8 protein-coding genes are annotated in these 14,155 nt (G+C 53.6%); 7 read left to right on the top strand and 1 reads right to left on the bottom strand.

From position 1 onward, the window contains the following. The first annotated feature begins 303 nt into the window (after window positions 1-303). The 4 genes from OOT00_RS12930 (at window position 304) to OOT00_RS12915 (ending at window position 7,306) form a co-directional block, all read left to right on the top strand. Window positions 304-1,218 (top strand): DMT family transporter, encoded by a 915-nt coding sequence (locus OOT00_RS12930; RefSeq protein WP_265425802.1) that lies wholly within the window; start codon window positions 304-306, stop codon window positions 1,216-1,218. Between the two features lie 4 nt (window positions 1,219-1,222). Further along, the gene (locus OOT00_RS12925; RefSeq protein ID WP_265425801.1) at window positions 1,223-2,818 is read left to right on the top strand and encodes a peptide chain release factor 3; all 1,596 of its coding nucleotides are present in this window, start codon (window positions 1,223-1,225) and stop codon (window positions 2,816-2,818) included. Window positions 2,819-3,006: 188 nt separating this feature from the next. After that, window positions 3,007-6,678, top strand: coding sequence for a DUF3683 domain-containing protein (locus OOT00_RS12920; protein WP_265425800.1), 3,672 nt, complete (start codon window positions 3,007-3,009; stop codon window positions 6,676-6,678). 169 nt (window positions 6,679-6,847) lie between these two features. Further along, the gene (locus tag OOT00_RS12915) at window positions 6,848-7,306 is read left to right on the top strand and encodes a hypothetical protein (protein WP_265425799.1); all 459 of its coding nucleotides are present in this window, start codon (window positions 6,848-6,850) and stop codon (window positions 7,304-7,306) included. A gap of 82 nt (window positions 7,307-7,388) precedes the next feature. Here OOT00_RS12915 and OOT00_RS12910 read toward each other — a convergent pair whose 3' ends face one another. After that, window positions 7,389-8,132, bottom strand: a complete 744-nt coding sequence (locus tag OOT00_RS12910) for a DUF6125 family protein (RefSeq protein WP_303649984.1) — start codon at window positions 8,130-8,132, stop codon at window positions 7,389-7,391. A gap of 472 nt (window positions 8,133-8,604) precedes the next feature. Here OOT00_RS12910 and OOT00_RS12905 point away from each other — a divergent pair, with 472 nt between their 5' ends. From OOT00_RS12905 to OOT00_RS12895, 3 genes are all read left to right on the top strand, one after another. Further along, window positions 8,605-11,190 carry a response regulator gene (locus tag OOT00_RS12905; RefSeq protein WP_265425798.1) on the top strand — a complete coding sequence of 862 codons (2,586 nt, stop codon included), beginning with the start codon at window positions 8,605-8,607 and terminating at the stop codon, window positions 11,188-11,190. Beyond that, window positions 11,190-13,307: a two-component system response regulator gene (locus tag OOT00_RS12900; RefSeq protein WP_265425797.1), complete on the top strand. Its 2,118-nt coding sequence runs from the start codon at window positions 11,190-11,192 to the stop codon at window positions 13,305-13,307. The genes OOT00_RS12905 and OOT00_RS12900 overlap by 1 nt, the downstream gene beginning before the upstream one ends. A 100-nt stretch (window positions 13,308-13,407) precedes the next feature. After that, window positions 13,408-14,034, top strand: a complete 627-nt coding sequence (locus OOT00_RS12895; protein ID WP_265425796.1) for a TetR/AcrR family transcriptional regulator — start codon at window positions 13,408-13,410, stop codon at window positions 14,032-14,034. The last annotated feature ends 121 nt before the right edge of the window (window positions 14,035-14,155 follow it).

Raw genomic sequence — 14,155 nt, 5'->3', positions numbered from 1 at the left:
GTCTCTCTCCGGGAGACGGGCTGCTGGGGCGAGGAAAACGGGTCAGCCCATAAAGCCCGGAGTCTGCCATTGTAACGCTGTAAAAAAACCTGCTTTGTCAGATAAAAAAGCAGTCCCTGCTGCTTCCATCAAAATCGTTTTCTTTCTTTACAGGATATGCTAAAAAATCCGTCCGGAAGAGAATTACAAGCCGGAACCGCGGAAAGATTCTTTGCGCGGCTCCGGCTTTCTTGCTGGACTTTGGCTTTATCGGCACAGGCAGCCGATACCGAAGAAAGGCTGAAAGGAACCGCAGTGGTCAGTATGTTTCCCTATGTTGCCCTTGTTACGGCCATGCTGCTCTGGGCCACAAGCTTCATCGCCCTGAAACTGGCATTTACAAGCTATGACCCCATGGTGGTCATCTTTGCCCGTATGGCCATTGCCAGCCTCTGTTTTCTGCCCTTTGTCTTTCGCCTGCTTCCACAGATCCGTTACCGGAACGGAGACTGGAAACTCCTTGGCATCATGGTTCTCTGTGAGCCCTGCCTCTACTTCATTTTTGAGGCCAAAGCCCTTACCCTGACCACAGCCTCTCAGGCCAGCATGATAACAGCTGTGCTGCCCCTTCTGGTAGCCATCGGTGCCATGCTCACCCTGAATGAAAAAGTGAGTACCCGGACTTTCTGCGGTTTTGCCCTGGCCATGGCCGGTGCGGTGGGACTCTCCCTGACAGGAACCGTGTCCGAAAACGCACCCAATCCCCTTCTGGGCAACTCCTTTGAATTCATGGCCATGGTCTGTGCAGCGGCCTATACCCTGCTTTTAAAACGGCTATCCGCACGTTACCCGGTTTTTCTGCTGACCGGTTTTCAGGCTTTCTGCGGCAGTATTTTCTTTTTTCCCGTACTCTTTTTCCCGGCAACCCCCCTGCCCCAGGCCTTTATCCCCATTCCGGCCCTCTCCGTTTTTTACCTCGGGGTCTGCATCACCTTAGGAGCCTACGGACTCTATAATTACGGGGTCAGCCGTATTCCTGCCTCCCAGGCTTCGGCCTATGTCAACCTCATACCCGTATTCACCGTTTTTTTCGGCTGGCTGATTCTGGGCGAACAGTTTACCATGCCCCAATATCTCTGCGCTGCCCTGGTTCTTTCCGGTGTTGCCGTCAGCCAGCATCGTCTCCCGGAACCCTCTGTGCCGCCCCTTATCCCTGCGGCCCAAACTCCACAGGAATAAAACCATGACACGACCCAACAGCAAAATCGCCCAGGAAGTGGCCATGCGCCGCACCTTTGGTATTATCAGCCATCCCGATGCCGGGAAAACCACCCTGACGGAAAAACTGCTGCTCTTTGGCGGTGCCATCCAGACGGCTGGTGCCGTAAAAGCCAAAAAAGCCCAGCGCCATGCCACCTCGGACTGGATGGCCATTGAACAGGAACGCGGCATTTCCGTGACCACCTCTGTCATGAAATTCAATTACAGGGATTATGAGGTGAATCTGCTGGACACCCCCGGCCATCAGGACTTTTCCGAAGATACCTACCGGGTACTCACCGCCGTGGACTCCGCCCTTATGGTCATTGATTCCGCAAGGGGGGTTGAAACCCAGACGGAAAAACTCATGGCCGTCTGCCGCATGCGCAACACCCCCATCATCACCTTCATCAACAAGCTGGACCGGGAAGGGATGTTCCCCCTTGATATTCTCTCGGATATCGAGGACAAACTGCAGATCGAGTGCGTACCCATGTCCTGGCCCATCGGTATGGGCAAACGGTTTAAAGGTGTGTACAATCTTTACAAAAAAGAGATTTCCCTTTTCAACCCGGGCGAAGACAACAAACCAAAGGAAGTCGTTACCATCAAAGACCTCAGCGATCCCGTGCTGGATAAGCTTTTAGGGTCACAGGCCGATGAACTGCGGGAAGACATCGAGCTGTTGGAAGGAGCGGCCAGCCCCTTTGAGATGCACCACTATCTCTCCGGCTCCCAGACACCGGTTTTCTTCGGCTCCGCCATCAACAACTTTGGTGTGCGCGAACTGCTGGACGCCTTTGTGGAAATGGCACCCGCCCCTTCTCCCAGAGCCACGACCACACGTATGGTTTCTCCCGATGAAGAAAACTTCTCTGGGTTTGCCTTTAAAATTCAGGCCAACATGGACCCGGCCCACAGAGACCGTATTGCCTTTGTACGCATTTGTTCCGGAAAATTCACCCGGGGTATGAAGGTCATGCACCACCGCCTTGGCAAGGAAATCACCATCAGCAATGCCACCATCTTCATGGCCCAGGACAGAAGCCATGTGGATGAAGCCTGGCCCGGAGACATCATTGGTGTGCACAACCACGGAACCGTGAAAATCGGAGACACCTTTTCCGCCAGAGAACCGCTGAAATTCACAGGCATTCCCAACTTTGCCCCGGAAATATTCCGCAGGGTCATCCTGAAGAATCCCTTAAAGCTGAAACAGCTGCAGAAAGGCCTTACCCAGCTGGCCGAAGAAGGTGCGGTCCAGTTTTTCCGCCCTCTCAATGCTCCGGATTACATTCTGGGGGCTGTGGGTTCCCTGCAGTTTGACGTGACCATGCACCGTCTCAAGGCAGAATACAGCGTGGATGCCATCTATGAAAATGTCAGCTTTGGCATAGCCCGCTGGATCCGCTGTGAAGATCCCAAAAAATTTGCGGAATTTGAAAAAAAACACAGCCACAACCTTGCAAGAGACGCCGAAGGGCACCTCACATTCCTCACCACAACGGAATGGCAGCTGGGATTTGTGGAGGAACAGTGGCCGGATGTTCTCTTCTTGAAAACAAGGGAAGCGGACTAGACCTCTCCTTGCCTTTTCCCTGTATAAAATGATAGGAACATACGGGCTGTAAAGTCGGAATCCGGCAGATTCAGGCCGGATTCTCCTGCCGGGAAACGTCCCCTATGCGGGTTTGTTTCCCTTTTTTTCCTTTTTAAAACAAGCAGGATGCTCTGCATCCGTACTGCAATATCCGGGAGGTCTGCCCCATGAACGTCAATTACCGGGAAATCCCGTACAATTACACTTCCGCCGATGACAGGCAGATCATCTGCCAGATTCTTGGCAATGACATCTGGCATGTGCTTGAAAACCTTAGAGATCAAAGGGTTACAGGCCGATCTGCCCAGCTACTCATGCGCTTTGCAGGCGATCTTTTCATTCTCCGTCGCAATCCCTTTGTCTACGAGGATCTCATCAATTCCCGCCGCAGACAGAAGGAATTCTTTACCAATGCGGGAAAAGATCTCAAGGCCGTTGCCGAAGCGGCCCTCAATTCCGATGTGCAGATCGTACTGGACCGCTGCCATATCCGCCTTGAAGAGCTCCAGAAGGAAATCCGCGAGATCAAGGCCCTGCGTCGCAAGGTAAAAAAACGCCTTGCCCCCATCACGGGAGAGGAAAGCATTTATTTTGACCCTTTCAGTCTGAACAGCCACGCCACGGATGCAACGGACTGGCGGCTCTGTCTGCCCTTTGCCGTGGTGCGGCCTTCCGAGGAACATCAGGTTCCCCGGATTCTTGCCGCCATCGGAGAGATGGGCATGCATGCCATTCCCAGAGGTGCCGGAACAGGTCTTACCGGCGGATCTGTCCCCGTACGGGATCGCTGCATCATGGTGAATACGGAAAAACTCAACCACATCCACGGCATCGATGAACAGACCTTTACCGGAGACGATGGCACGGAAACAAGCATGCCCGTCATCCGTCTTGAAGCCGGTGTGGTCACGGAAGCAGCCATGAAAGCGGCAGAAGCCAGAAATCTTGTCTTTGCAACGGACCCCACCTCTGCCTGGGCCTGCACCATCGGCGGTAATATTGCGGAAAACGCTGGTGGTAAAACCGCCGTGCTCTGGGGTACGGCCATCGACAATCTTATTGCCTTCAAAATCGCCATGCCCGATGGTCGTTTTCTGGAGGTCCGCCGGACCAACCACCCCATGCGGAAAATTCAGCCAGAAGATGTGGTGGCCTATGCGGTAAAAGATCTCAAAACCCGTGACACCGAGGAAATCCGCATACTGGGCAGTGAAATCCGTAAGCCCGGCCTTTGGAAGGATATCACCAATAAGGCACTGGCAGGGGTTCCCGGTATCCAGAAGGAAGGCTGCGACGGTGTCATCACATCCGCAGAATTCATCCTTTATGAAGCCTATGAGGAAAAGGCCACCTGCTGTCTGGAGTTTTTCGGCAAAGACATGGAAGAGGCCAGCCGGGTAATCGTCGCCCTGTCCGAAACCTTTGAAAACAGGGGCGAAGAAGCCCTCATGGCCCTGGAACACTTTGATGATGAATACATAAAAGCCATAGGGTATAAGGTCAAGGCGGCCCGCAGTGAAATTCCCAAGGCCGTACTGCTGGTGGACATGGTGGCCCACAGACCGGAACAGCTGGAACGGGGAAAAGAGAATCTGGCCCTGCTCCTTGAGCCTTACCCCAACACAGAAATCTTCTTTGCCAAAGATAAAACGGAAGCCACACGCTTCTGGCAGGACCGCAAACGCTTTGGTGCCATTGCGGCGCGCACCAATGCCTTCAAGCTCAATGAGGATATTGTGCTGCCCCTGCCAAAGCTGGCCGCCTTTGCCCGCTTTGCCGAGGACTACAATGGCGAGGAAAACCGCTACAATCAGCGGGCTGCCGTGGAAGCGGTTCGCATGTATCTGGATACCGCCCAGCCTGCGGATGCCGAAGACAGAGACTGGGTAAAGAGCAAGGCCTCCACGGCGGTTCAACTCTGCGAAGATGCCCTTCTGGCCATAAGCTCCGCCACCCACGAAGAACTGGCTGCCGAAAGTCTGCTCAAGGAATTTCAAGAAGATATCCTTGAACTGTTCCAGGGGTATAAAAAAATATCGGCAGAAATTGCCGAACTCATTACCGCTGTCAGATCCAGACAGATTATTCTTGCCACCCACATGCATGCGGGAGACGGCAATATCCATGTCAACATTCCCGTCTTCTCCAATGATCTGGAAATGATGGCCAGAGCCAATAAAACAGCCGATGATGTGATGGAAAAGGCTGTGGCCCTGGGCGGTGTGGTATCCGGGGAACATGGTATCGGCATCACAAAAATGAAGTATTTTGATAAAGAGCAGATTCTTGCCCTGAGCCAGTACCGCCAGAAAGTGGACCCTAAAAATGTTATGAACCCCGGCAAGCTGGAAGACCCTTCCGTTCCGGAAAAGGTGTTTACCCCATCCTTCAATCTTCTGGGCATTGAAGCCAAAATTCTGCAGCACGGGTCCCTCAAGGAGCTTTCCGATAAAATAGCCAAATGCGTCCGCTGCGGTAAATGCAAGGCAGACTGCTGTACCTTTTATCCCCAGCAGAATCTTTTCTATCACCCCCGAAATAAAAACCTGGCTGTTGCCGCCCTCATCGAGGCCATCCTCTATGATGCTCAGCGTACCCATACGGGTCGTTTCCGCGCTCTTCGCCATCTGGAAGAGATTGCAGACCACTGCACCATCTGCCACAAATGTAAAATCCCCTGCCCTGTGGACATAGACACGGGCGAGGTGTCCATACTGGAACGGGAGATTCTGGCGGCCCTGAAATACAAACGGAAGGTGCTGCCCACCCGTATGGTGCTGGCCTATCTCAAAACCAATGCCCCGCTTCCCAACACCATCTTCCGCAAGGGTGTGCTGCGTTATGGGGGTGAAGCCCAGCGCCTGGGTGCTGCCATCGTGGGCCGCATCCGGAAAAAAAGTCCTTTCCGCATTGGCAGCTTCCGCATTTCTCCCCTGAGCCCTGCATGGATCAAAAACCTGAAACCCATGCAGCTGCTGGATGCACCCATGCCCTCTCTGCCCAAAGAAACCCTGCGCGATGGGCTGCCTGCCTGCGGCCCCAACCAGGTACTGCTCATGGAACCTCCCGGAGAAGCCAGTGCCACGGTATTTTACTTCCCCGGCTGCGGTTCAGAGAGGCTGCACAGTGTGATAAGCCGTGCGGGAATTTACATTCTTCTGAAAGCCGGAGTCCGGGTGGTGCTGCCGCCTCCCTATCTCTGCTGCAGTTTTCCTGCCACCGTCAATGCGGAAACCCTGCAACGGGATCACCTGCATCTGCGCAACACCATCCTGTTCAACCAGACAAGGGAAATGCTCCGCTACCTCAGCTTCGACGCCTGTGTAGTGACCTGCGGTACCTGTAAGGAGGCGCTGGAAGAACTGGGAACGGGACATATTTTCGACTGCAACGTTACGGATGTCTCCCGTTTTGTCATGGAAAAAGGACTTCCTGTACCTGAATCAGCGGAACTCCGCCTCTACCACGCTCCCTGCCACGACTCTCTCGAAGGCACTGCCCAGCGCCTTTTCCAGGAAACCACAGGGGAAAAGCTGATCAACACTCCCCACTGCTGTTCGGAAGCAGGTACCATGGCCTTAAGCCGCACGGATATTACCAACCGCATGCGGCTGCGCAAACATGCCACCCTGAAAAGGACGCTTCAGGGGCTGGACAGCCATGAACCACCCGTGTTACTTACTAATTGTCCCTCCTGCATTCAGGGCCTCGGCCGCAATATGGATCTGGGCATCTTACCCAGGCATATCACCGAAGAAATAGCCCTGCGTACCGGTGGACCCCAGTGGGAAAAAGAATTCATCCGGCTGCTTGCCAATACGGATGCCATCAACATCTGAGAAGGCCGGAATGGGGCATCAAAACGATGTCTCATTCCGGAAACCCCAAGGGTTCCCTCCCCTTCCGGAAGTGGCCCGAAATGGCAGAGGGAAGAACATGGCAAAGTCATTCTGCCAATCACAGGAATGCTGCCTGCACCCTGTCTCCTTCCGCCCACAAGGAGAAACCATGCCCCACAGACTACCCGCATTCAGATATCTTCTGCTTCTTTTCATTCCCCTTCTCTTCTTTGGCTGTGAAAAGCTTGCTTTCATCCTTGGCGAACCGCCCTTCTCCTATACCTACACCTATACCGGCCCGCTGGCCGATCAATCCCTTGTCAAAGCAGAAATAACCCTTGGTTTTTCTTCTCAGGACGGCGTTCTGGAAGCCAGAAGACAGCTGGAACGCATGCGGTACGCAACGGACCTCATTGTCCGCCCCTATACAGGTAAACAGCTTAACGACAAAGGAAAGCGGATGCGGAGAATCATCAAACGCGTGTCCGATACCCTCCTGCAGACACCCGTGAAGCGCATCCACATTTCTCAATACGAAGTAATTTTCAGAGAAGACCTGCAAAGAACACCGGGCAGTGGTGAAACGGAAGGAGAAAGCCAGCTCCCCAGAACCTTCCACGGCAACTGACCTTTCGCTTTCCATTCCCCCTGCCTTCCCCCCGGGCCACACATTCCTCCGGCAAAAAAAGGCAGGGCCGGAGGGTCCGGCATCAGCCTTCATCAAGAATAAACTCCCAGGCACACCACCATTCTTCGGGATGGGCGTCCGGCGGGCACCCAATGCAGCGGGTCCGGATACGGCTGTCTATTTCCTTCGCAAAATAGGGATACTCCACCATACCCGCACTTTTACAGGGATAATCCGCAAGGCCCTTCCGTTTTCTGGCATCCTGCACCCGGCATTTATGCATGCGGAAAACAAAGCGATCCAGCCCCGTATCCTCCATGCTCTGTTCATTGATAAAGGCATAGAGCCGTCTTCCCAGAGCCTTTTTCAAGCCTTCCAGTCCGGATTGTTTTCCCAGCTGCAGTTCTTTACGGATCATGGCCGCCTCAAAGGGTGAAAAATGAGCCCAGCAGGAATCGTTGCACCGTTTGGCATCGTTCATTCCATGGGTAAATTCAACCCCCTGAAACCAAAGGCCATCCAGGGCCAGCCAGTTCAGGGAAACGGCTTCCTGAAGGGCCTTCTGCTTTTCTTTCGGCAGATCCACAAGGGGGGCGGGCAGACCATTTTTCAGAGAAAAGCCCAGCACCCCTGCCAGACGCCGGATATGGGCTTCCAGAACCCTGCCACTCACCGCTTCCAGAACCTCATGCCCCACCTCAGGTCCCAGCTGATGCCGTACCTCGGCAAACCAGAGACCATAATGAACCATGCTTCGGTGAAAAAGATCCAGTATTCTGGCTGCATTCAATTCAGCACTTTCCCCTTCATCCATCGTATCCATCATCCTGACCTTCCTTTCTGGCATCAACATTTACGGAGCATACAAACGGCAGGCTTTTTCAATCAACCAGCTTTTCACTGCTTATTTTGCATGCAAAAAAAAGACCTCCCGAATTTTCCGGGAGACCGGCACATTCTCAACACGAAAAAAAACGGGCAGGCTTCCATGAATGACAGGAACCAACTGGCAGGCCCTCAGGAATATCTGCCCCATTCTGTCTGCGAAGCCAGGGCTCCGTCCCCCAAAAACGGGGAGACCCTGCCACAGAAACCTCCTATCAAAACGATGTAACCAATTGATTTAAAAAAATAAAATACCCAAACAACGCAATCCCTCCCAGAGTGGCTTTTTCACCCCATTTTTGCCTATTCCCTCTTTTGTTAATGATGGGCAAACAGGATGAATGTCCTTGACAAATCTTTTAGCCAAGACTAAAAAATACCCAGCCATAAAACCCGCAAAAAATCGGATCCCCATGCGACTTGCCAACAGGTTCAGACTGATTACAGCCATCCATGCCCTCCTTCCTCTGCTGACGCTGACTCTGGCCTCAGGCAAATCCGGTCTGCTGATACACAGCCAGTTTCAGGACAGTCTGGGCATTGCCTGTATTGCAGCCTTTTTTATTATCTTCTTAAGCCCTTATGGCCCAACGTTAGCCTGGCTGGTCAGAACGCCCCTGAACAGAGTCATGGCCTTCTGCTGCAAAGTACAGGAAAACAGAGACCCCTATTTCAGCCTGCCCCCACAAAACGATGATGAAAATGAATTCATCACCCTGATGCGCCACATGAACTGGATGGCCAGAAAAATCCGCATCCGGGAGTCGGAACTGGCAGAGAGGGTTAAAGAACGGACCCTCGCACTGGAAGATGCCTACCATCATCTGGAACAGGCCCGCGATGCTGCCGAAGCATCCAACAGGGCCAAAGATGCCTTTCTTGCCACCATGAGCCATGAAATCCGCACTCCCATCCATGCCATTTCAGGGATGTGTGATGTCCTGCTCCGCACCCCCCTCACCTCCTCCCAGTCAGAGCACCTGCGGGTGATCCAGACTGCCAGCCAGTCGCTGCTGGATCAGATGACAGCCACGCTGGACTTCACCCGCATCAGTGCGGGTCGCCTGCCCATTCACGAAGCCCCTTTCCGTATCCGGGAAATGGTGGAGGAGGTCTGTTCCATGTTCTCGGCAGAGGCGGGGAAAAAAGACCTGGAGCTCATCGCCGACGTGGATGAAAAGGTTCCCAGCACCCTGTCAGGCGACGGACCCAAAATACGTCAGGTGCTCATCAATCTGCTGGGGAATGCCCTCAAGTTCACCGAGTCCGGAGAAATCTGTCTGGAAGTCCGCACCCTCAGCCCCGGCGCACTCCATTTCGGCGTACGCGATACAGGTATCGGCATCGCACCGGAATGCCGAGCCGATATCTTTCTGCCTTTCACACAGGCAGACGGTTCCATTACCCGCCGTTATGGAGGTACGGGGCTGGGCCTTGCCATCTGCAGGGGCATGATTGACCATATGGGCGGAACCATGGACATGGAAAGCTGTGAAGGAAAAGGAAGTCATTTTTATTTTTCCCTGCCCCTTTCGCCCCTGCTCCTTTGCCAGAACCGGCCGGATGTGCCGGAATCCATACAAAGCCTCCACTGCCTTGTGGTAGAAGATCATCCCGTAACCGCAAGGGTACTCTGCCGTTACCTGAGGGATTTCGGTTTTACGGAACAGCACAGCGAGTCAGCCGAAGGCCTGCGCCGGGCAATCAGCCAGACTCCGCTGCCCGATCTCATTCTTATGGACATCAGCCTGAAAGATACCGACGGACTGACCCTCTGCCGCGAGCTGGCATCCATGGAAAGACATCCTCCCGTTATTCTCATGGGAGGAAGGCCCGGAGAAGAAGGCCTTGCCATGGCCTGCCCCGGCTGCCTTGCCTTTCTTCCCAAACCCCTGCGCCAGTCCACTCTTTTTGACACCATCATGGAAATTTTCGGTTCCGATGCCCGCATCCATCCCTGCCCGTCTCAGAATCCTGGTATGGGGATGAAAGGGCTTCGTGTACTCCTTGTGGAGGATAACAGCGTCAACCGCATGGTGGCCGAAGAACTGCTGCAGCCTGCCGGGATTGAGGTGCTATGCGCCGCCAGTGGCCCGGAAGCTCTGGACATTCTCGCAAAACAATCCGTGGATATCATTCTAATGGATATCCGCATGCGGGGTATGGACGGACGGGAAACAACCCGTAGAATCCGCCGCATTCCCGGCATGGAGACAATTCCTGTCATTGCACTCACCGCCGATGCGGGTCCGGAAGAAGAGGCCATTTCCAGAATGGCGGGTATGAATGCCCACCTGACCAAACCCCTGCACAGTCAAACCCTTTTTAACCTCCTGTCCATCCACAGCCCTCACCGCTTCCAAATACATGAAAACCATATAGAAGCGGATATTCTGGATAAAAAAGGAGCTCTCTCGCGTTTTACCGGCAACGAAAAACTTTATGGGAAAGTGCTGGATGAATTCAGGCGGCATCAGGCAGGTCTGCCCGGTGCTATCCGCAGGGCACTGCGACGGGGAGAGACGGACGAGGCCCGCCTGCTGGCCCATACACTAAAAGGAAGTGCTGCCAACATCGGTGCCCGCCTTCTGGCCGATGCCGCAAAGAAAGTAGAGCAACAGATCCGCAAAGGGTGCGGCGAAGAAGATCTTCCCCATCATCTGAGCTTTCTGGACAAAACCATGGATACGTTGCTCCATGCCGTGCAAAATGATCCCCAGATCTCTCCACTTTGCGGGCATGGGGATCGTTACTCCACCTGCCTGTCTTCGGAACTGGAAGAGCTGGACACCCTTCTGGCAGCCAGCAGCATGAGTGCCAAGGCCAGAACCGCGGAGCTGGAAGGCGCACTGGCAGACTGCGGCAGGGCCAGAGATTTCCGTAGGCTCATGGACGCTGCGGAATGCTACGATTTTCAGAAAGCCCGCCATATTCTGCAGGATATCCGGATCAGTTTACCCAAACCCCTTCCAGCTACCCATGAGAAAGCTTCCGCATAATGACTCAGAAAGAACAGGCAACCCTGCTTATCGTGGATGATACCCCTGCCAACATTGATATTCTGGGTAATCTGCTCATGGACAACTATGCCATACAGGTTGCCACCAGCGGACAGCAGGCCCTTCAGCTGGTCCAGAGCCATGACAGAAAACCCGATCTCATTCTTCTGGATGTAATGATGCCGGGGATGGATGGCTTCACCGTATGCAGGGAACTGAAGAAAAACGAAGAAACCCGTGACATTCCGGTGATTTTTGTCACGGCCAAATGCGATGTGGCGGATGAGGCCGAAGGACTTTCCCTGGGCGCGGTGGATTACATACGAAAACCCATTGCACCGGCCATCACCCGCAGACGGGTGGACAATCATGTGGCTCTCAAACGCTATCAGGACCGCATCATCGCCAAACACCGGAAGGCCTGCCGGAACATGGCCGAAGCCTTGCACGAAGAAAACCGCCACCGTATCCGCCATGAAACATATTTTCGCCAGCTTTTCACCCATGCTCCCCAGGCCATTTTTCTCATGGACGCAGAAGGCAGGGTCATGGAAGCCAACCCGGGTGTAGAGCGTATTCTCGGCTACGCCAGCGACAGCCTCTCCGGCAGACCCCTGCCCTGCCTGGACAAAGAAAAGGCCCATGAAGTGAAAGAACTTTTTTCCCGCATCGGTTCCGGGGAGACCATTCACTGCGAGACTTCATCCCTCCATGCCAGCGGTCACAGCGTTCCCGTTTCCATGGTGGGCTACCCTGTACCCACGGACTCTGCCGGCTTTTCCGATATTTTTCTCGTTATGGAAGACATTTCCAGAAGAAAACGGCTGGAAGACGACCTCCGTCATCAGGCCTCCCATGATGCACTCACCAACCTTGCCAACCGCAATCTCTTTGCCAGAAAACTCAACACCCTGCTGGGTGACAAGGAACAACGCGGGCAAAGTGCCGTTCTTTTTGTGGATCTGGACCGATTCAAAGCCGTCAATGATACTCTGGGGCATTCCGCCGGAGATCGCCTGCTCTGCGAGGTGGCATGCCGCTTCCGTGAAAAAGTTCGTCCCTGGGATCTGGTCGCCCGCATGGGCGGAGATGAATTTGCCCTGCTGGTTCAGGGCATTCACCATGAAACAGAAGTCCATGATATCACCCGCCGCATTCTGGATGCGGCGGCCATGCCTTTTAGGGTGGAAGAAAAAACCGTTCACATCGGAGCCAGCATCGGCATTGTCTACCCACTGGACGGCTACGCCGCATCAGAATCGGTTATGAGGGATGCGGACCTTGCCATGTATAGAGCCAAATCCATGGGAAAGGGGCGGTTTGAAATTTTCCATAAAGATTTTCACAACCTTGCCGTCAATGCCATGGAAATGGAATCTTCCCTCCGGAAAGCCCTTGAGGAGAAATCCTTTCCCGTATGGTTTCAGCCCATCGTGGATATGCAGACCGGCCGCGTGGCAGGGTGTGAAGCCCTGGTCCGCTGGCAGCAGGCCGATGGCACCATGATATCGCCTGCGGATTTCATTCCCATGGCCGAAGAAACCGGCCTGATTGTTCCCTTAGGAAAGCTGGTACTGGAAAAAGCCATCGCCGCCGCCACTACCTGGCCCTGCACCCGGCAAACGCCTTATCTGGCAGTGAATGTGTCCGCACCTCAGTTTGAAGAGCCTGATTTTGCCGACATGGTGGCAGACTGCCTGACAACCAACGGTTTTCCCGCTAAAAGGCTGCACATAGAAATAACGGAAAGCCTTCTCTTTTCCCGATCAGAAAGGGCCATGGCAACCCTGCAGAGGCTGCAGAGACTGGGTATCTCCATTGCCATTGATGATTTTGGCACAGGCTATGCGAACCTGGCCTATCTGAGGGACTTCAGCCTGCAACAGATTAAAATCGACAAAAGCTTTGTGGCAGGGCTTCCGGATCAGCCCGAGTGCATGGAAATTGTTCGCAGCGTCATGGAACTTTCCTCCTGCATGGGGTTTTCCGTAGTGGCTGAAGGCATAGAGACCGAAGCCCAGAAAAAAATACTGCAGGATTTTTCCTGCTCGCTGGGACAGGGCTACCTCTTTTCCAGACCCCTCCCCGAGCAGAAGCTTCTTTCTTACTTCCGCTAAGGGGGCTGTGGGAAAAGGAGGCAAGGCAAAACAGGTGGGTGTCCATCTTTGCCTTTACCGCCCTCTCTTTTTTCTTGACAGAAAAAACGGGCGGGCCTATATGAATGACATGTCAGTCACCGCACCCGATAAAGCCACCACACGGCAAAATATCCTGGATGCCGCCGTACGCATCTTCAGGGAAAAGGGCTTCCAAAAAGCCCGGGTCTCGGATATTGTCTCGGCGGCAGGCCTGGCTCAGGGTACTTTCTACCTCTATTTCCGATCCAAGGAAGACATAGCCCGCCAGATCTGTAAAAAATTTATGGACCGCTTCACCCGAATTTTTGAAGAAGATCACGAGGTCTTTGACAGTACATCCCTTTCAGAACTGCATGTGCGCATTCGTAAAATGATACACTCCGCCCTGAAAACACTGAAGGAAGATGCCAATGCTGCGGAAATTGTTCTCCGGGAAGGCATTGGACAGGGGGGACTTTTCAAGGAATTGTACGAAGATCTGATTCTGAGCTTCATTGAACTGCTGCGGGAAAAAATTTCCATGGGGGCCAGCCGGAACATTCTCGGCATACGGGATCCCCATACTACAGCTGTTTTCATTGTCGGGCTTGTGGAACGCAGCTTTTTCTTCTTCATGATCATGAAAAAGGAACTGGACATTGATACCATTGCCGCCGATATGAGCGCCTTTATCCTGAAGGGGCTGGACCCGGCACCACTGCCCTGACTCTGCATCAAAACACCGGACCGTTCCCTTTCGGGATTTTTTTTTAAGAGACCAAATGACTGACAAGTCAGTCACGAAAAGCAGAGGGATCATCACACAAAAGACAGGGCTGTATCCCAGT

Source organism: Desulfobotulus pelophilus (assembly GCF_026155325.1).
Lineage (GTDB): Bacteria > Desulfobacterota > Desulfobacteria > Desulfobacterales > ASO4-4 > Desulfobotulus > Desulfobotulus pelophilus.
Note: the sequence above shows the minus strand (reverse complement) of the source record. Positions and strands in the feature narration are given on the sequence as shown.